Origin of the sequence: uncultured Parabacteroides sp. (genome assembly GCF_905196875.1) — a bacterium.
GTDB lineage: Bacteria > Bacteroidota > Bacteroidia > Bacteroidales > Tannerellaceae > Parabacteroides.
The window spans coordinates 19,044-45,943 of the sequence record NZ_CAJJWO010000041.1; the positions used below are offsets into that span (position 1 = coordinate 19,044).

Sequence of the window (26,900 nt, forward strand, 5' to 3'; positions counted from 1 at the left end):
GTTCAACAATCATGATTAGAATGTAACATTGACTCCAACGACTACCTGGCGCATGGTAGGATATTTGATACCATTTACTTCCGGGTCGTATCCTTTCCATTTCGTGAATGTAAAGAAGTTTTCCAAACTGCCGTAGAACCGGACTCTATCCATATAAGCTACTTTCGACCAGGCTGTCGGCAACGTATATCCCAATGTGATGTTACGTATCTTCAGATAAGACTTGTCGGTTACCCAGAAGTCGGAGTATTGCTCGTTTCTTGCATCGCTGTAATCCAGTAAACGGGGATAACTGGCGTCTGTGCGACCTTCATACCAACGCCCGTCGATAACATCTGCATTCAACTGATATCCTTGACGGACGGTCGTTTTATACAAGGCACTCAGATATACGTCTTTGATACCTGCTTGTCCTTGTATTAATGTGGAGAAGTCGATGCCTTTCCAGTTGAAGCCCAGATTCACACCATAGGTGAATGTCGGGTTTTGTCCGTTACCGATAACGGTACGGTCGTCGTCATTTACCAGTCCGTCGCCGTTGAGGTCTTTGTAGAGGATATCACCTTTCTGGGGAGTTCCGTAGGGGAATACCACTTTACCTTTTACAGCCGGGTTATCCAACATGGCTTGTACGATTGCCAGATCTTCGTCTGTCTGGATGATACGGTCGACTTCGCGTACATATAATGACCAGATAGGAAGACCTTCCTGCAGGATTCTTGCATCTTTGATCGTATAATCTTTACCTTTGAATTTATCTACATTGTTCTTGATGTAAGTGAAGTTGAAACCTACGTTGTAAGAGAAATCTTTTCCGATCTTATCGCTCCAGTTGGTGGAGAACTCAAGCCCCCTGTTGGTGATCTGTGCGGAATTCTGCTTGGGGATAGTGGCATTACCGTGCACTTTCGGTGCCGGAAGATCGATCAGGATACCTTCTGTTCTTTTGTTAAAGAATTCGACAGATCCTGACAGACGGTTACCTAATACATTATAATCAAGACCGACATTGGTAATATAAGTCGTTTCCCATGTCAGTGCGGCATTTGCGATCGCTGTCTGTGAAAGTCCCATGGCAACGGCGCGTCCCAATACATAGTTTGTTTGCGCGTACAGGGATTGTGAAGTATAATTACCGTCATTATCGCGATTGTCTCCTAATGTATTATTACCCAATGAACCGTAAGATGCACGTATCTTCAGGTTGTCCAGCCAGTTCTTGGTATTCTCCATGAAACCTTCTTCCGAAATACGCCATGCAGCAGAGAAAGAGGGGAAGTAACCCCAGCGATTGTCTGCCAGGAAGCGTGAAGAACCGTCTGCACGCAGGTTGACTTCCAATAGATATTTGTCATCCCAACCCAGGTTGAGGCGGCCGAAGAATGAACGCATGGCCCACTCGGTGACATTACCAGTCGTGGATGATTCACCGATAGCTCCTTCGATTACATTCAATGACGGGTCGATCAGGTCTTTACGGGTGCCGCTGAAGAACTGCCGTTTGTACTGTTCCTGGCTACCGCCGACCATCAGGTTTGTGCTCAGGCGGTCGTCGAAGAAGTTACGTTCGTAACGAACTGTCGCGTCCATAAAATTCCTGAATGTCTTTTCGTTATAATTTGAGATACTGGTCTGGCCTACACCGTCGGTATACAGGGTGTTGGTTTGGAAGTTGTACATCGGAACGAAATTCGGTTTGCTCTCTTTGAACTTATCATAGTAGTCATACGTGTATGATCCTTGTATAGTCAATCCTTTTAGAGGAGTCAGGACAGCATACAGACGGGTCTTTAACGTGTTGACCTGGATATTACCGGAAACATTTCTCAGACGGTTATACGGGTTGTTCGTTGCATTCTGAGGATCATCTTCCGCATTGGCATTGATACCCAGTCGGTTCTGATCGTCCAGATAGGCGATACCCGGGTTACCGCCTGTTAAGCCATAGGTATAAATATCGTCGATATTGTCGCTGACCGGCGTTGTGTTAGAGGTGTATCCGCTCAGGTTTACCCCGATCTTCAACCAGTCTTTTACCTGTGAGTCGACATTGGCACGCAGGCTGAAACGCTCGAAACCGCAGTTTTCCAGGATGCCCGGGTTGTTCAGATAGTTGAAAGATGTGTAATAGGTGATCTTTTCCGAACCTCCGGATGCGGAGATATTGTGCTGGTGGGAAACACCGGTTTCATACACATCGAAAATGCTGTTGTTCGGATATGCCAGATAATTCGGCATGCCATATTCGTTCAGCCCGTTCGGGTCTTTGGACTTTTCACGCCAGAGATTGATCACGTTCTCGGAGAATGGTTTGGGCTTGTTGCTGTTTGCCATTCCTTCATTCAGGTATTCCATGTAATTGGCGTAATCGGAAACGACTTCATATGGCTGGTCCAGTGTCTGGAATGATACGTAACCGGTATAATCCAGTTTCATTTTGCCGGATTTACCTTGTTTAGTCGTGATCAGAATGACACCGTTGGCTGCACGTGAACCGTAGATGGCCGAAGATGCGGCATCTTTCAATACGCTGACTGTTTCCACATCCTGCGGACTTACGCTGTTCAGTGTTCCTTCCACCCCGTCGATGATAACCAGTGGCGAAGAGTTGTTCAATGTACCCTGACCGCGTACCTTAATATCCGCATCGCCGTTATTGGACGGAAGGTTGTTGCTGGATGTGATCTGTACACCGGGGGCAGTACCGGCTAATGCAGTAGAAATGTTGGTCAACGGACGACTCTCGGCCATTTCACTCACATTTACCGAGGTCACCGAACCGGACATGTTCACTTTCTTCTGCGTACCGTAACCAACCACAACCACTTCATCCAATGCCTGTGAGTCTTCGGTGAGTTTAATGTTAAAGGTTTTCTGGTTATTTACCGGAACCTGTTGTTCTTTATATCCGATAAATGTAATAACCAAAATAGAGTTGGGTGCTACATCTAGAGTGAAATTACCATCCATGTCGGTAATTGTACCATTGGTAGTTCCCTTTTCGATAACATTTGCTCCGGCAATCGGGCCGAATGCATCCTGTACCACTCCCTTGATGGTTTGCTTCGCCTGTTGTGGCGATGTTACTGCTGCACTAGGTCCTGTGGGCCTCAATAATTCAACAGAAGGATTCGCCGACATCTCGCTTATGGATGTAAGGAACATGGTTGTTCCCAAAAACAGCGCCTTCGATACGTGAAAGTGAGTAAAATCTTTAGTCATAATAACACCAGATTTAGTTAATAATTAGATAATAGTTTTCTCATTTGTAATTGTCATTTTGTGTTTTCCATATTCCGTATGTCTACATAAATACTTAGTAGAAGCATAGTTCGTATAGAACTATGGTGTTTATGATTTGCCGACAGGGAAAGCTTGAATTTTAAATAGTCTTTGATGATTCTCTGTTGTGGAGGGATTATATTATCTAAATGAGTAACTTAACGGCAAGACAAACGAAAGAATAACATGAAGAAAAGTCCGTTTTTAGGGATAAAGAAGCTGATTTAAGTAACAAAGATGGCTGATTAATATTTCTTCCAGAACGGGATTCTGAATGAATAATATGTTTAAAGTCTTTAAATCTATGATTTACGACATAAACAGAATTGACTAATAACCAGTTTGATATGATTTTTAACGTATGAATACTGGACAATTAGTGCATAATTAATGGATAAAATTATACATCCATTAATATAATTAACGTTTATATTTGCACTGTTTTGACATTAGTTCTATACGAACTACGCCTATGGGAAAAACCCGTTAAAACTTCATTTCTGGACAATAGGGGCACATGAATTGGATAAATAATCCTGTCATTTATAGACTTTCTTTCTACTTTTGTGTATCACCATGAAAACAAATGTGACTTATGAATGTATACAAGAATGTGACCTTATTATGCCTGCTGCTTATGCTGGCTGCTCCTGTTTACGCGTACGTCGAACGAGACTTGTTGCAACAGGCTGCTAATGTGGAAAAATTGAAATCAGTATTGATACCCGATCAAAAGTGGGTACCATATCCATTTTATACCGACCGCGCCGGTTGGGACAAATTTCTGGGTGACTACAAAGATGCTTATATCAAACGGGGAGAGAAGCAGCTTGATTACGAATGGAAAGTCGTAAAGGCAACCGATTATATAGAATATGAACGTAGCGGCAACCGTCGGATCATGGAAGATCCTTTCGGTAGTAATAATACTGCCCTGGCCGATTTGTTGATGGCAGAACTGGCTGAAGGTAAAGGTCGTTTTATCGACCAGCTTATCAATGGCGTCTACCAATCCTGTGAAATGACTTCCTGGGTATTGTCCGCTCATCTGAGTGCCCAACGTTCTACCCGTTCCTTACCGGATTATAAAGAACACGTGATCGATCTCACTGCTGGCGACATGGGGTCGTTGCTTTCATGGACTTACTACTTCTTCCATTCCGAATTCGACAAGGTAAACCCGGTTATCTCCGAACGCTTGCGCCATGAGTTGCAGGAACGTATTCTCGATACTTATATGAAAGAAGATCGCTTCTGGTGGATGGCTTTCGACTATAAACCGGGAACTTTGGTAAACAACTGGAATCCGTGGTGTAACTCGAATGCCCTGCAATGTTTCCTGTTATTGGAAAATGATAAAGAAACGCTGGCAAAAGCCGTTTACCGTACGATGGTTTCTGTCGATAAATTCATCAACTATACCCATTCCGACGGGGCTTGCGAAGAAGGTCCTTCCTATTGGGGACATGCTGCCGGAAAGATGTATGACTATCTACAATTATTATATGACGGAACTGGCGGTAAGATCAGTCTGTTCGACCAACCGATGATCAGGAACATGGGTGAATACATTGCCCGTTCATACGTTGGGAACGGCTGGGTGGTGAACTTTGCCGATGCTTCCGCCAAAGGGGGAGGAGATGCACCGATCATCTTCCGCTATGGAAAAGCAGTGGGCAGCGATGTGATGATGCAGTATGCCGCTTATCTCAGCAGCCTGTCGAAGCAGAAAGCCCCTTCTTCCGGGCGAGACATATTCCGCACATTGCAAAGCATTCTTTATGCCAAAGACATGGAGCAGGTAAAACCTGTCTACGAATCGCCCGCTTATACCTGGTACCCGGAAACAGAGTTCTGCTATATGACAAACAAATCCGGTTTTTTCTTCGCTGCTAAGGGGGGCTATAATAATGAAAGTCATAACCATAACGATGCCGGAACTTTCTCGCTCTACCTGCATACGACGCCGGTCTTTATCGATGCCGGTGTAGGAACTTATACCCGCCAGACGTTCAGTAGCGAGCGATATACGATCTGGACCATGCAAAGCAACTATCATAACTTACCGATGATAAACGGTGTTCCCCAATCATTCGGAGCAAAATATAAAGCAACGGATGTTTCTTTCAGTCCGAAGAGCAGTACGTTCTCAGCGAACATTGCTACAGCTTATCCCGAAGAAGCCGGAGTTAATAAGTGGCTTCGTTCCTATACGCTGGGCAAAGGAGAATTGAAGATCAAAGATACATTCACTTTGAATGAGTTGAAAGACTTCAACTGCGTCAACTTCCTGACCTGGGGTAAAGTGGATATTGCCACTCCCGGTGTAGTCGCTATCGAAGTAAATGGCGAAAAGGTAAACCTGCAATACGACAAAAACAGTTTTACTCCTTCGCTTGAGACTATTACGCTGGATGATCCGCGTTTATCCAATGTGTGGGGAAAAGAGATATATCGCCTTTCTCTGACGGCAAAGAAGAAAGCCCTCTCCGGAACATATGTGTATACAATAAAACAAAACAATAAATAAAGAAAGAATGAAAAATTGGATCGCCCTGGCCTTCTCCGCATTTCTGATCTCTTGTGGGGGAGCTCCTAAAACAGTAGAAAAAAGCTTTGTCGACGAGAATGTCGATTTTGCCCGTGCCCAGATCGGTAATGAAATAGCAGTAATCGAAGCAAGTGGTGAATGCCTTAATCCGGTGACACTGAAAGCCGACAGTTCTGTCTATTATTGTGGTTATGGTGACTGGCGTAGCGGCTTTTTCCCCGGTTCCGTCTGGTATCTGTATGAACTGAGCGGAGATACGGCTCTGCTTCCGCTAGCCCGGAAATATACATTAGCCATTGAAGAAGCTAAGAACCTGACCTGGCATCATGATATCGGCTTTATTATCAATTGTAGTTTCGGTAACGGCCTGCGCCTGACAGCCGATCCGTCTTATAAAGACGTGATGGTACAGGCTGCCAAATCGTTGTCCACCCGTTTTCGTGAAGCTCCCCAGGTGATCCAGTCGTGGAATGTGGATCGCGGATGGCAGTCGGAACGAGGTTGGGAATGTCCGGTGATTATCGACAATATGATGAATCTGGAACTGATGTTCGAAGCGACCCGTTTATCCGGCGACTCTTCTTTCTATAAAATAGCTGTTGCACATGCCGACCGTACTTTGCAGGAGCATTTCCGTCCGGATGGCAGTTGCTATCATGTAATCGATTACAGTCTCAAAGACGGTTCCGTACGTCACCGCCATACCGCACAGGGATATGCGCACGAATCAGCGTGGAGCCGCGGACAGGCCTGGGCTATCTATGGGTACGTTGTTTGCTACCGGGAGACAGGCGATCGCAAATATCTGGATCAGGCATTGAAGACATTCAACTTCATGAAGAACCATAAAGCCATGCCGGCCGACCTTATTCCTTACTGGGATATGGACGCCCCGAATATACCGAACGAACCCCGCGATGTATCTTCCGCTTCCTGTATCGCCTCTGCATTATACGAGATCAGCACGCTGGATGTGGAAAACGCAGCAGATTATAAAGCCTACGCCGACGGTATAATGACTTCGCTGGCCTCTCCGGCTTATCGTGCGGCCTTAGGCACAAATGGTAATTTCCTATTGATGCACTCGGTAGGCAGTATACCACACAACTCAGAAATAGACGTCCCGCTGAATTATGCCGACTATTATTTCATGGAAGCATTAAAACGTAAACAAGATATAGAAGCTAAATAAACAGATTATTATTTAATATGGATTGGACAGGCATTCGTCGTTAAAGCGATGCCTGTCCATTTTTTTTCGATGCCTGTTCGTTGTCGGATGCTTGCCGCTTCTTGTATTCCGCCGGTGTCGTATCGAACTGAGCTTTGAAGCAACGGGTGAAATAACGGGGAGAGCCGAAGCCTAACAGGTCGGAGATCTCTGCGATTTGCAGGTCCTGCCGGGTGATCAGTAAGGTGGCCGCCCGTTTCAGTTTGCAATTCAGAACGAAGTCATTTGGAGTCATACCGGTGAGGGCCTTGAACTTAGCATATAGCGAGCTGCGACTCAGTCCTAGTTCTTTAGCTAGCGTATTCATATCGAACTCCATATTATCCATGTTTTCTTCAATGATCTTATTGACTGCATCCATAAACTTCTGGTCGATCGGGTTGCTAGCTAGCGACTGTGTGTCGAAGTCTCTTTGTTCGTTGAATTTCTTTTGCAGGATAATGCGGTTGCGTACCAGGTTGTTGCAACGGGCAAGCAGTACACGGGCATTGAACGGTTTACTGATATAATCGTCCGCACCACGTTGCAGACCTTCGATACTTTGTTCCGCAGAACCGAGAGCCGTAAGCAGGATCACCGGTATATGGCAGATATCGAAATCGTTTTTGATCTTCAGGCACATCTCCGTTCCCGACATTTCCGGCATCATGATATCGCTCACGATAATATCCGGCCTTTCGCTCCGGGCCTTCTCCAACCCCTCTTTGCCGTTGCGGGCCAATAGGACGTTGTAGACCGGAGAGAAAAGGGAGTTCAGTATCTGGAGCAATTCTTCATTATCGTCCACCAATAAAACGGTATAGGTTGTACCTGTTTCTACAATTGATAATTCGGATGTTTCTTCGGGAAGTTCCTTAATGATGGTCTCCGGAAGTATTTCGTTCCGCATCCCTTCATTTTCGGGTTCGACAAATTTACATTCATCTTCTTTGAAATGAGCCTGTCCTTTGGGTAAATGAACGATGAATATACTTCCGTAGCCCGGCGTGCTTTCCACCTGTATCTTACCATGATGTAGTTCCACGATACTTTTGGTCAGCGATAAGCCGATCCCCGTACTGGGCTGTGTCAGACCGGATGTGTTGCTGCCGGCCTGATAAAAGCGGTCGAATATCTTGTCGATATCCTCTTTGCCGATACCGATTCCGTTGTCGATAATTTTGATGATGATGGCCTGTTCGTTTTCCTCCACCACCATTTCGATCGCAGCCCCCGGCTTGGAATATTTGAACGCATTCGACAGCAAGTTGTAAAAGACCTTTTGCATTTGCTTCGGATCGAACCAGCACAGGATACTTTCCTCCTGGGTGGTGAAGTTATATGTCACTGAACGGCCGGAGGCATATTCGTAAAAAGAGAGATAGATCTCTTTCAGGAACGGGATGATGTTCTGTTCGTATACTTTCAGCTTCACATGCCCCTGTTCCAGTTTGCGGAAGTCAAGCAGTTCGCTGATCAATGTCCGCATGTTATGCGTATTTCTGTATATTTTCAACAGCTTGTTATAAGTGGAAGGCGCTAGTGAACTACTTTGCAACAATAGTTCGATCTGGGATATGATCAGTGTGAGCGGCGTCCGGAACTCGTGCGAGATGTTGGAGAAGAATTGCAGTTTCGCTTGGTTCAATTCTTCGATCCTGTCTTTCTCCTTCCGTTCGAACTCGAGCGATGTCCGGAGTAGCAACTGCGACTGTTTGAAGCGGAAAAAACCGTAGATTAGCCCGCCACCTACCAATATATACAAGAGGTAGAAGAGTGGAGTCGCGTAGAACGGCGAATGGATAACGATTCCCATGCGGATCGTTTGCGGTTCAACCTTGGGATCGTATTGCTTCTCGCGTACGATCAATGTATATTTTCCCGGGCTGAGGTTGGTGTATTGGATGCTGTTGTCGTTGTTGTTGTTGCTGATCCATTTATCGTCGAAACCTTCCAGCATATATTCGTAGGCTGTTTCTTTCAGTGTATTGATGTAGTTGTTTGAATTGAAGGTGACGATCAGGTTATTCTGGTTGTGTCTCAGATCTATTTCATGGATATAAGGCAGCGCGTCCGATAATATATGCGTCCGGTCGTTGGGCTGCACTGCTTCGTTGTTGATATATAAATCGGAGAAGTACAATCGGTAGTCTTTGGCCGGACGAAACAGATCCTGTTCGAAGAACGTTGTCACCCCGTCTATGCCCCCGACAAATATCTCACCGTTTTGGCAGACCAACAGTCCGCAACCTTTATTGATGCCTGATACCGGAAGGGCAGTCCCTTGTTCCACGACCTTGAATTGTTCCTGCACGGGATCGAAGAAAGAGAGCCCTTTGTCGCCGGATACGATCAGATAACCTTGTGTCGACTCTTTGATATTATAGCAATAGTCGCTTAAGATCAGACTGTTGTCTGTTGTATAACCTTTGAAGGCCTTGTTCTTCTCATCGTATTTGTATAAACCGGCTCCCTGTGTGCCGAAGAAAATAGCCCCTTCCTTATCTTCATAAATAACAGAGATAGGCTGATTGCCGAGTCCGTTCTCACCACAATAGAAAACAGTCCGGTCTTGTTCGTCATTCAGGTTGATCCTGTTGAGCACCCGTCCGGTCGTGATCCATATATAGTCGTGCGAATCGATCAGGAAACAATGGTTACCATATTGCTTTCCGCTACTGAACACCGGGCTGATGTGTTCCGTGTCGAGATCCATCTTGGCGCTACCCCATTGGGTGAGGAAGACCAGGTATTTGTCTTTCCAGATACACATCTGATTGATCCTGTCGCCGGCCAATACGGCATAGGCCGGAACTTCAAAGTAAGGATTGCTGAATCGTTTCCGGGAGAGATCGAAGATGGACAGACCGCCAGTATGCGTACCGATATAGAGTTTGTTGCGCTGTGCACTGTAAGCAATATCTTTCAGGTTATTATGGGCTATGGAGTTTTTTCCCGGATCGGCCATGAAGTAGGTGAAGGTCTTTTTTTTCCTGTCGAACAGGTTGAGGCCACCGCCTTCGGTACATATCCAGACATTCCCGTCTTTGTCTTCCGTCATGTGTCCGACAAAAGGGAAGCTGAGGCAATCGCCCCTCGAGCTGTCGGCTGTATAGACGGTAAACAGATCCATTTCCGGGTTGAAATAATGCGCTCCTCCATAGTATGTCCCCAGCCATATACTGCCCTGGTGATCTTTATAAACCGGGAATACGGACGAATGAGCCAGGCTGCCCGGAAGAAGGTCGCGAGTATAGACCTGAAAGGTGTCGTCATACGGATTGTATTTGTTCAGTCCCGTGAATGTCCCGATCCACAGGTTCCCGAAGTTATCTTCAACAATACCTCTGACCTGGTTGCTCGACAGGTTGTTCTGTTTCTGTGGATCGTAGCGGTATCGTTTGAAGTTACCCGACGGCTCTCTTTTGTAAAGCCCGTTCATGCGTGCCGATATCCACAGGTTGGCGTGGGAATCCTCAAACAAGGCGTAGATATCCTCATTCGGAATGATGCAGGCGGGAGACGCATCGCCCTCCTGCATATATAAGCCGGCATTTGTCCCGACCCAGCACCGCCTCCGTGAATCGACCATGATATAAGTGGCATGTTGGTAGGAATACTCGAGCTTGAAACGGAACTGAAGTGCTTCGGCCTCCTTATCCCAGGTGAAGATAGAGTCGGCAACACCCACCCAAAGTTGCCCGTCTCCGAAACCGATGGCGTTGACTCTCGATTTCTTCAGACAGGAGAATTGTTGGAAGTGTAGGTTGTATCGTACCAGTGAGTTATCGGAATTAAAGTAGATATTTCCCTGGTTATCTCCGGTTATACAATCGATGCTGTTTCCTACCGGGAATTCATGTTCGTCCGCATTGGCAAGCGTCGGTTTGTATGCGGTCACATGAACGCCGTCAAAGACATTCAGTCCTTCCTCAGTCCCGAACCACATACGTCCCAGTTCATCCTGGTAAATAGACATGACCGATAGTTGAGAAAGCCCTTCCTTCGTCCCGATATGTTTGAAGTAGATAGGGAAAGCATAAGAAAGAGTATTCAGGAAGATGAAAAGGATAATCAGTTTTCTCATGGTTTTTGCGCTATTTGAAGGCGAAGATACTGATAAATTCCGGAATTATTTAGCACAATAGCTCATATAAATAGGTATCTTTGTTGTACAAGCAACCAATAAACTTATACGCATTATGAAATCAGATTTCAACTATAATGATTTTCCTGCCACTTTTGCCCATTGCTTCAGGGAACAATGTTTGCGGAATATATGCCATTGCAGTTACATAATATATGCTATTGCAATAGCACAATATATGCCAAAAAAATAATGTGGAAGATGAAGTAGAAGCGCCTTCAGGAAGTCCTTAACAAGGGCAAATATAGCCCATTTTAGCTCCATTAACAATTGTTTCTGTGAAAACCTTGCTTTTTTTCGTCCAGGCAACTAATAATACTAATGTACGCGTGTGTACATTATATATAAGAAGCTATATTCTAGCTCTTTCCGGTAGATTGCTGTAATATCTATGTATATGTTGATATATAATGCCTAGAGTGGTTAAAATGACTGACTAATTTTAACGTTCCTTTTTTCTAGTCACAAAATTACGACAATCTTTTTAACCACCAATCTTTTCTCTTATTTTTTTTCTTCATATATATCCTTTCTTATCAACACAATAGCGAAACAAGTACAAAAAGCCCCGTTTCGGGTATCAATGAGAATAGTCATAAAAAGATGACTAGAAAAAAGGAACGTTTTGGCTAGTCATTATTGCTAGCTAGCCTATCAGGAATAGGCTTTGAACAGGTTATTTATAACACTATTATTAATATTAAATTTATTGATTATGAACAAAAAGTTTTCTACACTTGTAGCTAGCTTGTTATTTGCATCGGCTTTTTCAGCATTCGCAGGTACAGCGGCTCCAATGGTTACAGCTCCTACAGCTGTAGTTTCTACTCGTGCTACTGTGGCAGCTGTAGAAACAGACCTTGACGCTCAGGATGGTTGGGATGCAACTGCCGGTGTTGAAGGACAGTTGTTATCTACATTTGCAAACGATTCTCGTTTGTATCTTATTCAGAATGCAACAACGGCAGCTGTTGCCAACAAGTTTCTAACTTATGATACTGGATTTAAGGGTGATACTTATACCAATGCTACATCTTTTTATTGGTCTGTAGCCGTGGATGGTCAGATTAAAAACCAGGATGGTAATGTGCTTAGCGTAGGTGGTTTCTCTAACTTCGAAGTTGTTCCAGTAAAGAACAATGGTTCGGTTGCTGTGAACGGAACTTTCTTTGCACTGGCTGTAAAAGCTACTGATGGAAAAGTTGCTTATGTAGAGTATGACGGTACAGATATCACTCTTTCTGCAAATTCTGATGCCGATTACAGTACTAACATTGCTACTGCAGCATTGTTCTCTCCGGTAGAAACAGCATTTACTACTGCTGCTCAGGGTCAAGATTTGAATAAAGAGTTGAAAGATGGCTTTAGTGTAGCTGTTACTTATGGTGATAAAACAGTTGTTGGTGCAGAGTTGTTTGCCAGCAAGTTGACTGCCATGAACTTCAATTCTCCTGATTTTGAAGTTGCATTAGCACAGACTTCTGTTTACCTGAAAAATAAGGATAATAAATATCTTGTTTTCGATGCATCTTTGAATGGAACAAATGCAGTTAAGGGTGGTTTTAAAATGGTTAGCGAGGCTGATGCAAAACTATTGGCTGCAGGTGCTAACGCTGCCACTGCTCAATTCATTATTAACAAAGCTGACAACGGAACAAATGCTGTTCAGGTATTGGTGAATACTAACAAACGTTTGTATGTTAACGTATCAAACGGAACTAATGTATTAACTGCTCTTAATCCGGCAGATTTAGGTGCTAACGCTGCAAACTGGGCTGGAACAGCTTTAGGAGCTTCAAACACTCTTGACTTCAAGACATTATTGACAGGTCAGTTCGTTAAGGTTAACTATGTGAAGACTGGCGAAGAAACTGCTGCTAACACATATAAAATCAACGGCGTGTTAGGTTTGAGATATGATGTTGCTGGTGCTGCAGTTGAAGATGATTTCGTGAAAGCTGTAGACTTTGTAGCTGAAGATCCTTCTACAATGTGGGCTCCGAGCATCGTTGGCGGTAACTTGGTTTTGACAAACCGTGAAAATACAGCTATTGCAGTTAGTCTTTCTTCTTTGCGTATTGTTGAAGGTGGTTATGAAGCTACTATCGTTGGTGGTTCAAGTAATGGTATCGAAGATGGTGACCTGATCACGATCACTCCTGTTGCTTCTGTTACTAACACTGATGGTTACGCTGTATATGCAGATCAGGTATTGAAAAACTCAACTTTCTATCTGGGTCAGTCTCGTCGTAATGCAGACGGTGACGTTCCTGCTTATTGGGCTGAAAATCACGGTACTCACCAGATCGGTGCAACTGTAAATCAGGAAGAAGCTACTCAGTGGAATGTAGAATTGATCAAGAAAGTTGCTGCAGATTACAATACACAGATCGACTCTGTATTGGTAAACAGCAAATTATATACTTATAATGCAACAACAGGTCTTACTACTGAATCAAAGAGTACGTTGGCTGTTCTTCCGTATGTATTCCAGAACAGAGGTAATCGTGAATATGTAAAGATGAACGGTGAAATTAATCTTGAATATTACATTTGCGATAAGGATAATAAGGTTACTCCTCGTGGAGCTCAGTTCTTTGCATTGAAGAAGAAACCGGGTAATACATATAATTATGTAACTTTGGATCTTAATAATACTTACGATAAAGGTAATGTTGTTCCTGTAGCTGCTATTGACGGTGCTAACAAAGTATACCTGAAGAACAGTGCAAACAAAGGTACATGGGAAAATGTTGCAACTTATTCAGACGACGCAAACTCTCTGATGGTTGTTGATCCGATTGATGCTCCGGAATACCGCAAGGTTGTTGCTGCATGGGGTGACACAGTAAGAATTTACCGTGAAGAATATCCTACAGAAGTATTGTTCGAAAAAGCAGATGCTAAATCTGTTGTAGACGGAAAAACTTTGAGCTTCCTGAATGTAAACAACAGTGTAACTGGTGCAAACCCTGCATTGTTCGTTGATACAGCTTATGTAAACCGCACTGTAAACGGTGTTGACAACACTTGCTACCAGTATCTATTGGCTGTAAATGTAGACAAAGAAAACTCTGTTTACTGTCCTTACAATCCTGAACACAACACAGATGCTTGGAGAGAAGAACATGGTGGTCCTTGCGCTGACGCAAAAGAAAATCCGGCTGTAGTAAAAGGCCGCTTCCTGATCAACCTGATCGACACTGCTTATGCTTACAAACAGGATCACCTGCACAACAATCCGTATATCAACATGGTTGAAGCAGACGAAAACCTGGCTAAGTTGTCATTCGTAGAAGGTATTCATACAAACGATACACTGTATATTACTCGTAAGGGTGGTGAAGTAGTAAAATTAGGTATGACTGATCCTGCTTTCAATGTAGCTAAGTTTGCATTCCGTTATGTAGATAACAACGCTGGTTCATTCAAGATCCAGACTCAGTCTAAGAATTACAATGCTGCAGACTTGGATGCATTCAACAAATCTGCTCATAACGAAGGTTACCTGCGTTGGGTAAACGGTACAGTTGTTGTAACAAACAGCTATACTAACGGTGAAGTATTCAACATGGAAGAAAACTTCAAGGGTAATCCAGTAGCTAACGAAGATATCACAACATCTACTGTAAAAGTAACAACAGTTGAAGGTAAAGTGATCATCGCTGGTGCTCAGGGCAAGAAAGTTACTATCAGTAACGTACTTGGCCAGACTGTAGCTAACGCAGTCATCTCTTCTGATAAAGCTGAAATCTCTGTTCCTGCAGGTGTAGTGATCGTAGCTGTAGAAGGCGAAGCTGCTGTTAAAGCAATCGTAAAATAATAAGCAATTATTTATAATCAAATAATTCTAAATTGACTGTGCGGTTTTCTCTACAAATGAATATCCAAGTATCCCGAGAGGGTGAATAAGCAGTCGATATTAATACTAAAGTAATGAAATAAAGTTCTTCTGTTCGATCTCTGTGAAGAGCAACAACAGACAAAACAAGGCCTCGACAGGATTTCCTGCCGGGGCTTTCGTTTTAGAAAAGTAATTTTATTATCTTTACGACACTTATATTCTGAAAAACAATTACTATGGGTGTCTTTACTAACTTTCCACGCACATTCTGGGTGGCTAATCTGATCGAATTATTTGAACGCTGGGCGTGGTACGGTTTCTTTATGCTGTTTGCCAACTATTTAACCGGGTCGTCGGATGCCGGGGGACTGGAATTCTCACAAAGCCAGAAGGGGCTTCTGATGGGAGTAGGAACCGGTATCTTATATTTCCTGCCTGTATTGACGGGAGCTATTGCCGACCGCTACGGATATAAGAAAGTACTCTATCTGGCATTCCTGATCTATACATCGGCATTTATCCTCCTTCCGATGTTCACGACCTTTACCGGAGTATTTATCATGTATCTTTACCTTGCCGTAGGAGCGGCCCTTTTCAAACCGGTTATTTCGGCTACGATATCGAAGACAACGACGAATGAGACAGCCTCGATCGGCTTCGGGATCTTTTATATGATGGTGAATATCGGAGCCTTTTTCGGACCGATGGTCACCCTATTGTTCAAAGGCTCTTCACATCTGATCTTTTATGTGTCCGCCGGAGTCATTGCCTTGAATTTCATCCTGTTGTTTTTTTATAAGGAGCCGGGGCGTGAAGACGGGAAAAGAAGTACCGACTCTTTATTGAAGACGTTCGAAGTTATTTTCCGAAATATGGGAAGTATACTTAAGGATGTTAAATTCATCCTCTTTCTGTTGATCGTCGCCGGTTTCTGGACGATGTATAATCAGCTTTTCTTCACCCTTCCGGTATTTATTTCTCAATGGGTGGATACCAGTGTATTGTATAACTTCTTTCATGCCTATATCCCGTTTATCAGTAAACATTACAGTGCAGGGGTGGGTGTGATGGATGCTGAGTTTGTGACGAATATAGATGCACTTTATATCATCACCTTCCAGGTGCTTGTGTCGAGTATCGTGATGAAGATGCAACCGCTGCGCTCCATGATGTCGGGGTTTCTGGTCTGTTCGATCGGTATGTCGTTGACTATCGCATCGCAGAATGTATTGTTTACGATGGTGGCTATCCTTATCTTCTCGATGGGAGAGATGGCCGGTTCACCGAAGATCACGGAATATATCGGGCGTATCGCTCCCGCGGATAAGAAAGCACTTTATATGGGATACTCTTTCATCCCCGTTTTTCTGGGGAACGTACTGGCCGGTTTTATCTCCGGTGTCGTCTATCAGCAGATGTCGGATAAGGTGATGCTTGTTCAGAAATTTGCCGAGGAAAAAGGACTGCAAATACCCGACGGACTTTCCAACAATGCCTACTTCGAAGAAGTTGCCCGGCAGGTGGATCTGACGCCCCAGGCATTGACTAACCTTCTTTGGGATGTTTATGATCCGTCCCGTCTGGGAATGGTCATACTGGCTATCGGGGTGGGAACTGCGTTCCTGTTGTTCGTATATGATCGGGTGACCTCCCGTAAATAATACTTTTGAGAAGGATTGTCTCCCTGTATTTGCTTATATTTGCACGGAAAAAGACAGTATACATTTTATGACGAAAGATATAACACCCGAATATGTGTTTGGTGACCTGCGCTATCTGCAATTGCTGGCACGTAGTTTCCCGACTATCGCTGATGCGAGTACCGAAATCATCAATCTGGAGGCTATCCTGAATCTCCCGAAGGGAACGGAGCATTTCCTGTCCGATATCCACGGAGAATACCAGGCCTTTAACCATGTCCTGAAGAATGCTTCCGGAGCGATCAAGCGTAAAGTGAATGAAATATTCAGCAACACCCTGCGTGACTTTGAAAAGAAGGAGTTATGCACGTTGATCTACTATCCCGAACAGAAACTGGAGCTGGTCAGGACCAAAGAACCGGATCTGGACGACTGGTATCTGATTACACTCAACCAGCTGGTGCGCGTCTGCCGGAATGTATCGTCGAAATATACGCGTTCGAAAGTCCGTAAGGCCTTGCCGAAAGAATTCTCCTATATTATCCAGGAGTTGTTGCACGAATCGTCGGTCGAACCGAATAAGTCGGCTTATGTCGACCAGATCATCCGGACGATCATTTCCACCGGGCGTGCCAACGATTTCATTATCGCCATGTGTAACCTGATACAGCGGCTGACGATCGATATATTACACGTGATCGGTGATATCTACGACCGTGGCCCGGGCGCTCATATCATCATGGATACGCTTTGCGACTATCACCATTTCGATATACAGTGGGGTAATCACGATGTTTTGTGGATGGGAGCGGCCTCCGGTAACCTGGGAAGTATTGCCAATGTGATCCGTATGTGCCTGCGTTTCGGTAACCTGGCGACACTCGAGGATGGCTATGGCATCAATCTGCTTCCTTTGGCCACCTTCGCGATGGATGTGTATGGCGATGATCCCTGCGATCTGTTTATGCCGAAGACTAACGCGTCCGACTCTGCGTTCGATGAAAAGACGATCCGCCTGATCTCGCAGATGCACAAGGCGATAACGATTATCCAGTTCAAGCTGGAAGGGGAGATCATCCGCCGCCGTCCCGAGTTCGAGATGGACGACCGCTTGCTGCTTCACCACATCGACTTGAAGCGCGGAACCATCACTGTAGACGGGAAAGAGTTCGAACTGAAAGACAAGAACTGGCCTACCATTAATCCGAAAGATCCCTATGCCTTGTCTATCGAGGAGGAAGATTTGATTCGTCGTATCCAGCATTCGTTTGAATGTAGCGAGAAATTGAAGAAACATATGCGTTGCCTGTTCAGGCACGGCAGCATGTACCAGGTGTGCAATTCCAACCTGCTGTTTCATGCGTCTGTTCCGATGAATGCGGACGGGACATTGAAAAGTATATGTATCGAAGGACAGGAATATAAAGGGAAGAGCTTGCTCGATAAAGTAGATCAGTTGATCCGTACGGCCTATTTCGACTCGGAAGACTCGCCTGAAAAGGACTTCGCTCTGGATTACATCTGGTATCTCTGGGGAGGAAAAGACTCTCCCTTGTTCGACAAAAGTAAGATGGCGACTTTCGAACGTTGTTTTATCGACGATAAGAGTGTGCAGAAGGAGGAGAAAGGAGCTTATTATACCCTTCGTGAAGAAGAAAAGATATGTGATATGCTGTTGGATGAATTCGGTGTGACAGGCGTACACCGCCATATCATCAATGGGCATGTGCCTGTCCGTTCCATTCAGGGGGAGAATCCGATCAAAGCCAACGGTAAATTGTTGGTGATCGATGGCGGGTTCTCGAAAGCCTATCATCCTGAGACTGGGATTGCCGGCTATACGCTGGTCTATCACTCCCGCGGTTTCCAGCTGGTACAGCACGAACCGTTCCTGTCGACCGACCAGGCGATCAAAGAGGGCCGTGACATCCGTTCCACCACGATTGTAGTAGAACTGAGTTCCCACCGCCAAATGGTAAAAGATACGGATAAAGGCGCTGACCTGCAACGGCAGATACATGATCTGGAGAAGCTGTTGTATGCTTATCGCAATGGCTTTATCAAGGAGAAGGAGCGTAATGAATATTAGAATATATGCAAAAACGAATAACCTGGTCTCCCTTACTGTTAACCGCCCTGATGGTTCTATTATTCCTGGGCGGCCTGGTGTACGGTGCCGTGTCCATTCCGTTGGAGAGCGTGATCGATATCCTTTTGGGAAAAGACGTCGGTCGTCTGGCCTGGCAGAATATCATACTGCAAAGCCGTTTTCCGCAGGCTGTAACGGCGTTGTTGGCCGGAGCCTCGCTCGCAACCAGCGGACTGTTGTTGCAGACACTGTTCCGTAACCCGTTGGCCGGCCCCTCTATCCTCGGGATCAGCGACGGAGCTAACCTGGGTGTGGCTGCCATCATGCTCTATTTTGGCGGAACATTAAGCATGGTCACCGAACTCCCCATCAGCGGGTACCTGGCCGTTATCCTGGCCGCTTTCGCCGGAGCTGCTTGCATATTAGGACTCATTATCTGGTTTTCGGCCAAGGTGAAAAGCAACGTTATGCTGCTTATCATCGGAATCATGATCGGTTACCTGGCATCCTCCCTGATATCGGTACTCAACTATTACGCATCCACCGACAAGGTACATGCCTTCGTGATGTGGGGATTAGGTAACTTCTCAGGCGTTTCCCTGATGCAGCTGCCTTACTTCCTCCTTTTCACCTTTGCCGGTCTGCTTCTGGCTATCCTATTGATAAAGCCGCTGAATGCCCTGTTGCTGGGAGAAATGTATGCTGCTAACCTGGGAATCAAGATCAAGCGGACCCGCATAGGGATCCTCTTCTGTACCGGTCTGCTGACCGCTACGACGACTGCTTTCTGCGGCCCGATCTCTTTTATCGGACTGGCTGTGCCGCATATTGCCCGCCTGATGCTCGGATCATCCAACCATAAGATGCTGGTGCCCGTCACGATGCTTGCCGGCTCCTGCATCGCCCTGCTTTGTAATATATTGATGGTGATGCCCGGAACCAACAACATCCTCCCTCTGAATGCTGTGACCCCGATGCTCGGAGCCCCGGTTATCATCTATGTGATCGTGAACCGTAAGAATATCCAATATTTCGACTGATGAGCAGACAGACACCTGTAATAGAAACCAACCGCCTGAGCATCGGTTACCGGCTGAAAGGAGGCAAACACAAGGTCATCCACGACGATCTTAACCTACGTCTTTTTCCCGGAGAAGTAACCTGTCTGTTAGGCCTGAACGGAGCCGGCAAGTCTACCTTGTTGCGTACCCTCTGCGGTTTCCAGCCCCCGTTGGGCGGCGATATCTCCCTGATGGGAAAGCCCCTGGCGTCTTATTCCCAAAGCAACTTTTCCCTCACCGTAGGTGTTGTACTGACGGAAAAAACGAACGCGGGCGGCATCACCGTCTACGAACTTGTTTCGCTGGGACGCCACCCTTACACCGGCTTTTTCGGACAACTGAAGGCCACCGATAAGGAAATCATCGAGCAATCCCTTGCGGCAGCCGGCATTGCCCACAAAGCACACAACTACGTATCTGAACTGAGCGACGGCGAACGGCAGAAAGCCATGATCGCCAAAGCCCTTGCGCAGCAATGCCCCATCATCCTGTTGGACGAACCGACGGCCTTCCTCGACGTAACCAGCCGTATCGAAACGATGGTCCTGCTGCATCGCCTGGCAATGGAACAAAATAAAGCGATCCTGCTCTCTACCCACGACCTCGACCTGGCCATCCAGATGGGCGACTGTCTCTGGCTCCAGGAAAAAGGCCGCCCGATGGCTTGCGGTACGCCCGAAGACCTGATCCTGAGCGGCGCCTTCGAATCTTTCTTCGGAAAGGAAGGTATCGTTTTCGATCCCTCTACCGGGAAATTGAACACCAAAGCGCCGGTCAGCCCTGTTGGAGTGGAAGGAGACTTCCTGGTCTCTTACTGGGTGGGGAATGCGCTTATAAGGAACGGTTATCGACCTGCCCCGATAAAGGAAGGACTGATGAATGTGAACTGTCTCTCTTCCAATGAACTTTTGCTTACTTTACCAAATGGGGAAGTGAGAAAACTGTTTGGAGTGGCAGCCTTGGTTGAAGCGGTAAGAGAGGAGGGAATAGCACTATAATGCCGCCTGTATTAATACAGTAGTGTTACTGGGGTTAGCATAGTAGTGCTACTGATACTGACACTATTGTGCTATTAAAGCGTCTTGGTTGTGCTACGAAGAATAAAAGAATAATGGGAGAATAACAACATTAAGTATAGATGAAATATGGCAAATGAAATAACCTGGCGATTAGAGCATGAGAAAGTGAGCCGCCTATTATTGCAGTATGCTATCCCGGCGGTAGTCGGAACGATGGTGAATGCGTTGTATAATATTGTCGACCGTGTGTTTATCGGTCAGGGAGTCGGTGCGCTGGCAATGGCCGGGTTGACGCTGACATTTCCCATCTTGCTGTTTCTGCAAGCTTTCGGTATGCTGATAGGAGCAGGTTCCGCTACCCGTGTCTCCATCCACCTGGGAAGAAGGGCGAACGAGATGGCGGAAAAGGTGTTGGGGAATGCTTTTACGCTGACATTCATTATCACCCTCGTGACAGTTATCCCCTGTATGATCTGGATGGACGATCTGCTGGTGGCCTTCGGGGGAAGCGAACAGACCATTCCTTATGCCCGCGACTACCTGAATATAGTTGTACCCGGTACCATCCTGACCTCACTAAGTTTCGGTTTCAATGCGATCATGCGTGCCTCCGGTTATCCGAAGAAAGCCATGTTCACCATGTTGATCGGGGCGGTGGTGAATGTCATTCTCGACCCTATCTTCATCTTCTGGCTGGATATGGGGATACAAGGAGCTGCTATTGCAACGATTATCTCCATGCTGTTGAGTGCAATGTTCGTTATGAACCATTTCATTCAGAAAGACAGCATCGTGCGCTTTCATAAAGGAACTTTCCGGCTGGAAAGGCATGTGGTATGGAACATCGTCACCATCGGGATCTCGCCCTTTGCGATGCAGCTGGCAGGTAGCCTGGTGGTCGTTATCCAGAACTATGCCTTGAAAACGCACGGGGGCGACCTGGCTTTGGGTGCCAACGGTATTATCACCAGTGTCGGTATGTTGCTGGTTATGCTCATTATCGGTATCGCGCAGGGTATGCAGCCTATTGTCGGTTTTAATTACGGGGCCGGACAACATAAGCGTGTGCAGGAGGTTTTGCGCCTGGTCATCATCACCGCAACGATCATCATGGGATTGGGCTGTCTGGGAAGCGTCTTGTTTCCCCGGTTGATAGCCCGGGCGTTTACCAGCGATCCTGAGTTGATAGAAGTTACGGCCAACGGTCTGCGGATCAGTTTGCTGGTCTTTGTCGTTGTCGGCTCGCAGATATCCATCAGCCAGTTCTTTCAGAGTATCGGCATAGCCTGGAAAGCGATGTTCCTGAGCCTGAGCCGGCAGTGCCTGTTCCTCATTCCTGCGCTTCTCGTCTTCCCGGAGTTCTGGGGATTGGACGGCGTGTGGTATGCTTCTCCTTTTTCAGACTTCATTGCAGCCGTAACTGCCTGGGGTTTCTTATGGTACCATGTTAAAAACATAAAAAGTGAAACGTTAAATTGAACTTCCTGGCGATTTATTTGTCTATTATATGAAAAGTGGTTCGCTACGTATTAATTATAAAGAATAGAAGTATGAAAAGAGTATTATTATTGCTAGCTGTCCTGCTGTTTGGCCTCGGTACAGGAACTATGATGGCACAACAGGATAAAGCAGCTGAAAAGGCTGCGAAGAAGGCCGAGAAAGAAGCTAAGAAAGCAGCGGAAGAAGCCGAGAACATGGCTATGTTCGAACAAGCTGTACAGGCGCTTAATGCAAAAGACTTCGTGCTCGAAGCCGATCGTGTAGAGTTTAAACGCGGACGTTTTGTCTATGTAACTCCCAGCACTAACTTTGTATCGATGGATGGAAACCGGGCAACAATCCAGTTGGCATTCAACGGAGCTTATGCAGGCCCTAATGGTATAGGTGGTATCACTGTCGAAGGTAATGCCTCCAATGTCGAAATGAAGACCGATAAAAAAGGTAACGTCACCTTTAGTATGATGGTACAGGGTGTAGCCGTATCGGCCAACGTAACTTTCCGCATGGTGAAAGGAAGCAACAAATGTACGGCAACCGTAAGTCCGAACTTCAACAGCAACCGGATCTCATTTACCGGTTCCTTGTATCCGACAGAACAATCCAATGTGTTTAAGGGACGCTCCATTTAAACATAATTGATATACTCTGAACGAAAGGGAGACGTTGCTTTGCGACGTCTCTTTTTTTATATCTTTGCACGACAACTTATAAAACGTACGATTATGCAATTATCGATAGACCAGAAAGACGTAGACAAATTCATCATGATAGGCGACAAGGTGCTTATCAAACCCAAGAACCCGCAGAGCCAGACCAAGTCGGGCCTTTACCTGCCTCCTACGGTGCAGCAGGAAAAGATACAAAGCGGCTATATCATCAAAGTAGGCCCAGGCTTCCCGCTTCCATCCCAGAGTGAAGAGCACGAAGTATGGGAAAAGAAGAAGGAAGGAGAGGTTCATTACCTGCCTTTGCAGGCGCATGAAGGCGATCTGGCTGTGTTCCTGCAAAATGCCGCTTACGAGATCAACTTTAACGATGAGAAGTTCCTGATCGTGCCGCATTCTGCTATCCTGATGTTGCTGCGCGACGAAGGATTGTTCGAATAAGGGCTTTTTCTTTGGCAAAATACTTATCTATTCACATATTTGATGTATTTTTGCAAGCAAATCAACAAGACAAACTATCAACAGTAGCGATTAGAATGAATAAAATTGTAAGTAAAGAACATTTCTCTGCCAACGTAGTGAAGCTGGAAGTCGAGGCTCCTCTGATCGCCCGCTCACGTAAGGCCGGTCACTTTGTGATCGTGAAAGTGGGAGAGAAAGGCGAACGCATCCCTTTAACCATTGCAGGGGCAGACACTCAGAAAGGAACCATCACCCTGGTGATCCAGGCCGTAGGCGGTTCGTCCAAGAAGATCTGCGATTTGAACGCAGGCGATTATATTACCGACCTGGTAGGCCCGCTGGGACAAGCTACCCACATCGAAAAAGTAGGTACGGTTGTTTGTGCCGGGGGAGGCGTAGGTGTAGCACCGCTGTTACCTATCGTTGAAGCATTCCATAAGGCCGGAAACCGTGTGATTGTGGTACTGGCAGCCCGTACCAAAGACCTGGTGATCCTGGAAGACCAGATGAAAGCCAATTCCGACGAAGTGATCGTGATGACCGACGACGGCTCCTACGGTACGAAAGGATTGGTGACGAACGGTGTTGAAAGCGTGATCAACCGTGAGAAGGTAGACCTCTGCGTCACCATCGGCCCGGCTATCATGATGAAATTTGTTTCGGCACTTACAAAGAAATACGAGATACCTACCGTCGCTTCCCTGAACACAATCATGGTAGACGGAACCGGCATGTGCGGCGCTTGCCGTATCACGGTGGGTGGAAAGACCAAGTTCGTCTGTGTGGACGGACCGGAGTTCGATGCTCATCAGGTTGATTTCGACGAGATGCTTATGCGTCTGGGTGCTTATAAAGATATTGAAAAGAAATAACCACTTAAACAAATGACAACAGCAGAACTAATTGCAGCACGCCGTTCCGAACCCTGGAGGGAAGAACTGCGCAAGAGCAAAAAAAATAAAGAACGCACGGATATTCCCCGTGTGGAAATGAATGAACTCGATCCGGAATACCGGAGCCATACCCGCCTGGAAGAGGTGAACCTGGGTCTGACAAAGGAACAGGCGATGCAGGAGGCACAACGTTGCCTCGACTGCCCGAATCCGACCTGTATGGAAGGTTGTCCGGTAAGTATCAATATCCCGACATTTATCAAAAATATCGAACGCGGCGAGTTCCTGGAAGCGGCAAAAGTGCTGAAGGAAACCAGTGCACTGCCTGCCGTTTGTGGTCGTGTTTGTCCGCAGGAGAAACAGTGCGAAAGCAAATGTATTCATCTGAAGATGAAAAAGGCTCCGGTAGCCATCGGTTACCTCGAACGTTTCGCTGCCGACTACGAACGGGAGAGCGGCCAGATATCCGTCCCTGAGATCGCAGAAAAGAACGGTATCAAGATCGCTGTGATCGGTTCCGGTCCTGCCGGCCTTTCTTTTGCCGGAGATATGGCGAAGCGAGGATATGATGTCACCGTGTTCGAAGCATTGCACGAGATTGGCGGAGTATTGAAATACGGTATTCCCGAATTCCGTCTGCCTAATAAGATCGTGGATGTGGAGATCGAAGGCCTTCGTAAGATGGGCGTGAAGTTCATATCCAATTGCATTGTCGGTAAGACGATCAGTTACGAGGATCTGCAAGAAGAAGGCTTCAAAGGTTTCTTTGCCGCTAGTGGTGCCGGTCTTCCCAACTTCATGAACATACCGGGTGAGAACTTGATCGGCGTCATGTCGTCCAACGAATACCTGACACGCGTCAATCTGATGGACGCTGCCAACCCCGAAAGCGATACCCCTGTATTGCAAGGCAAGAAGGTAGCCGTGATTGGTGGAGGTAATACGGCGATGGACTCTGTGCGTACTGCCCGCCGTCTGGGAGCTGAACGTGCCATGATCGTGTATCGTCGTAGCGAAGAAGAAATGCCTGCCCGTATCGAGGAGGTGAAACATGCCAAGGAAGAGGGCGTGGAATTCCTGACTCTGCATAATCCGATCGAATATATCGGTGATGAAAGAGGCCGCGTGAAACAGATGCGCCTGCAGAAGATGGAGCTGGGCGAACCGGATGCTTCCGGCCGCCGCCGTCCCGTAGCCATAGAGGGTGCCATCGATACGATCGATGTAGACGAAGTAATCGTCAGTGTCGGTGTTTCTCCCAACCCGCTTATCCCGCGTGCCTTCAGCGGCCTGGAAGTAAGCAAATGGGGCACGATCGTAGTCGATCAGGATACGATGCGTTCGGCGTTGCCGGATGTATATGCCGGAGGCGACATCGTAAGAGGTGGTGCCACCGTTATTCTGGCGATGGGTGATGGCCGTAAAGCTGCCGCCGCTATGGACGCCAGCCTGCAAGGAAAATGATCTGAAATTAAGATACAGTGGGAAGCCCGGCCGGTGAGGTCGGGCTTTTTTATTCCAGCTAAAGAATGAAACTCTTATAGTTCCCTAATTTTAAGCGCTTCCCTGTAAAAAAAGATTGTAATGATAAATTTATTATTATATTTGCGTTTACCGTATAAAACGGTACCAGACATAAAAGAGAGGTAAAGAAGATATTTATACAATAGTTATAAATATTGGTGTGTCTATGAAGGGGCTGCGACAGGTGTGTTGCAGCCCTATTTCTTTATTTGGGGTAGTTAAGTAGGTCTAAAACATCTTTCTTTAAAGCCGGGATATGTTTTATGATGAGCCCCCAAAGAAATTCGGTAGTGACACTGTCGTAACCGTGTATTACTTTGTTCCTGGTATTTACGATCGCTCTGGCATTAGGTAATATAAAAGTCGGATCTATTTTGAGAATTCGATTGATTGCTTCTCCCATTATTTCAACGTTTCTCTCAACGGCTCTTTGGAGAATGATCTCTTTCCTGAATTCCTCGAATAGTTTAGGCCCTTCAGGAAAATAACTTTCCACTTCATTGATAGAAAGAAGCACATCATACAGATGTTTTTCAATGTATTCATCCATAGATTAATTGCTTTGACGAGTCAATGTTTTTTCGTAAAATAGGGTTTCGTATAGCTTTATCTTCCAATAAGTCTACATCCCTGCGGAATATATTGGATAATGCATCTTTTAAATCAAAGTAATTGTCTGCATAATCTTCCGGTGTGACACCCTCAAAGTCAACTAATAAGTCGATGTCACTCTTCTCTGTAAAGCGATTGGTCAGAACAGAACCAAAAGCAAACATTTTCTTTACTTTATGCTTCTTGCATAAAGCAATAATTCCGGGTAAGTAACTGCTGAAGAAGTTCATATCCTTTGTCTTTAGTTATAACAAAGATATGTATTATTCTTTAAACGGACAATAGAGGAGAATTGTATAAATAAAAAGCCCCGATATTGCAAGCAATACCGAGGCCTTTTGGAAGCGAGCGAAAGACGGGATTCGAACCCGCGACCCTAACCTTGGCAAGGTTATGCTCTA

The 26,900-nt window shown here is 45.9% G+C and carries 16 protein-coding genes; 12 read left to right on the plus strand and 4 right to left on the minus strand.

Annotated features, from left to right (window positions below):
- Positions 1 to 15: 15 nt before the first annotated feature.
- Positions 16 to 3,222: a TonB-dependent receptor gene (locus QZ076_RS14065; RefSeq protein ID WP_293713999.1), complete on the minus strand. Its 3,207-nt coding sequence runs from the start codon at positions 3,220 to 3,222 to the stop codon at positions 16 to 18.
- 697 nt (positions 3,223 to 3,919) lie between these two features.
- Here QZ076_RS14065 and QZ076_RS14070 point away from each other — a divergent pair.
- Together QZ076_RS14070 and QZ076_RS14075 are read left to right on the plus strand one after the other, a co-directional pair.
- The gene (locus tag QZ076_RS14070) at positions 3,920 to 5,812 is read left to right on the plus strand and encodes a heparinase II/III family protein (RefSeq protein WP_293714029.1); all 1,893 of its coding nucleotides are present in this window, start codon (positions 3,920 to 3,922) and stop codon (positions 5,810 to 5,812) included.
- 7 nt (positions 5,813 to 5,819) lie between these two features.
- Positions 5,820 to 7,025 (plus strand): glycoside hydrolase family 88 protein, encoded by a 1,206-nt coding sequence (locus QZ076_RS14075; RefSeq protein ID WP_293714001.1) that lies wholly within the window; start codon positions 5,820 to 5,822, stop codon positions 7,023 to 7,025.
- Between the two features lie 40 nt (positions 7,026 to 7,065).
- Here QZ076_RS14075 and QZ076_RS14080 read toward each other — a convergent pair whose 3' ends face one another.
- Complete coding sequence (locus QZ076_RS14080; protein WP_293714003.1) at positions 7,066 to 11,130, minus strand: two-component regulator propeller domain-containing protein; 4,065 nt, start codon at positions 11,128 to 11,130, stop codon at positions 7,066 to 7,068.
- A gap of 775 nt (positions 11,131 to 11,905) precedes the next feature.
- Here QZ076_RS14080 and QZ076_RS14085 point away from each other — a divergent pair.
- The 10 genes from QZ076_RS14085 to gltA all read left to right on the plus strand — a co-directional run bounded on the left by QZ076_RS14085 (position 11,906) and on the right by gltA (position 25,827).
- A complete protein-coding gene (locus QZ076_RS14085) occupies positions 11,906 to 15,013 on the plus strand; it encodes a DUF6383 domain-containing protein (RefSeq protein ID WP_293714005.1) in 3,108 nt (1,035 codons plus the stop codon).
- A gap of 257 nt (positions 15,014 to 15,270) precedes the next feature.
- Complete coding sequence (locus tag QZ076_RS14090) at positions 15,271 to 16,695, plus strand: MFS transporter (RefSeq protein WP_293714007.1); 1,425 nt, start codon at positions 15,271 to 15,273, stop codon at positions 16,693 to 16,695.
- A 67-nt stretch (positions 16,696 to 16,762) separates the two neighbouring features.
- Complete coding sequence (locus QZ076_RS14095) at positions 16,763 to 18,763, plus strand: fructose-1,6-bisphosphatase (protein ID WP_293714009.1); 2,001 nt, start codon at positions 16,763 to 16,765, stop codon at positions 18,761 to 18,763.
- Positions 18,764 to 18,768: 5 nt separating this feature from the next.
- On the plus strand, positions 18,769 to 19,803 hold the full coding sequence (locus QZ076_RS14100; RefSeq protein ID WP_293714011.1) for an iron ABC transporter permease: 1,035 nt from the start codon (positions 18,769 to 18,771) through the stop codon (positions 19,801 to 19,803).
- A complete protein-coding gene (locus QZ076_RS14105) occupies positions 19,803 to 20,822 on the plus strand; it encodes an ABC transporter ATP-binding protein (RefSeq protein WP_293714013.1) in 1,020 nt (339 codons plus the stop codon). The genes QZ076_RS14100 and QZ076_RS14105 overlap by 1 nt, the downstream gene beginning before the upstream one ends.
- Before the next feature lie 147 nt (positions 20,823 to 20,969).
- Positions 20,970 to 22,322 carry an MATE family efflux transporter gene (locus tag QZ076_RS14110; protein ID WP_293714015.1) on the plus strand — a complete coding sequence of 451 codons (1,353 nt, stop codon included), beginning with the start codon at positions 20,970 to 20,972 and terminating at the stop codon, positions 22,320 to 22,322.
- A gap of 71 nt (positions 22,323 to 22,393) precedes the next feature.
- On the plus strand, positions 22,394 to 22,972 hold the full coding sequence (locus QZ076_RS14115) for a DUF4251 domain-containing protein (protein ID WP_293714017.1): 579 nt from the start codon (positions 22,394 to 22,396) through the stop codon (positions 22,970 to 22,972).
- Between the two features lie 93 nt (positions 22,973 to 23,065).
- Positions 23,066 to 23,449, plus strand: coding sequence for a co-chaperone GroES family protein (locus QZ076_RS14120; protein WP_129729601.1), 384 nt, complete (start codon positions 23,066 to 23,068; stop codon positions 23,447 to 23,449).
- 95 nt (positions 23,450 to 23,544) lie between these two features.
- Positions 23,545 to 24,342 carry a sulfide/dihydroorotate dehydrogenase-like FAD/NAD-binding protein gene (locus QZ076_RS14125; RefSeq protein ID WP_293714021.1) on the plus strand — a complete coding sequence of 266 codons (798 nt, stop codon included), beginning with the start codon at positions 23,545 to 23,547 and terminating at the stop codon, positions 24,340 to 24,342.
- A 12-nt stretch (positions 24,343 to 24,354) separates the two neighbouring features.
- Complete coding sequence (gene gltA / locus QZ076_RS14130; RefSeq protein ID WP_293714023.1) at positions 24,355 to 25,827, plus strand: NADPH-dependent glutamate synthase; 1,473 nt, start codon at positions 24,355 to 24,357, stop codon at positions 25,825 to 25,827.
- Between the two features lie 265 nt (positions 25,828 to 26,092).
- Here gltA and QZ076_RS14135 read toward each other — a convergent pair whose 3' ends face one another.
- The gene (locus tag QZ076_RS14135) at positions 26,093 to 26,437 is read right to left on the minus strand and encodes a HepT-like ribonuclease domain-containing protein (protein WP_293714025.1); all 345 of its coding nucleotides are present in this window, start codon (positions 26,435 to 26,437) and stop codon (positions 26,093 to 26,095) included.
- Positions 26,430 to 26,729, minus strand: coding sequence for a nucleotidyltransferase domain-containing protein (locus tag QZ076_RS14140; protein WP_293714027.1), 300 nt, complete (start codon positions 26,727 to 26,729; stop codon positions 26,430 to 26,432). The genes QZ076_RS14135 and QZ076_RS14140 overlap by 8 nt, the downstream gene beginning before the upstream one ends.
- Between the last annotated feature and the right edge of the window lie 171 nt (positions 26,730 to 26,900).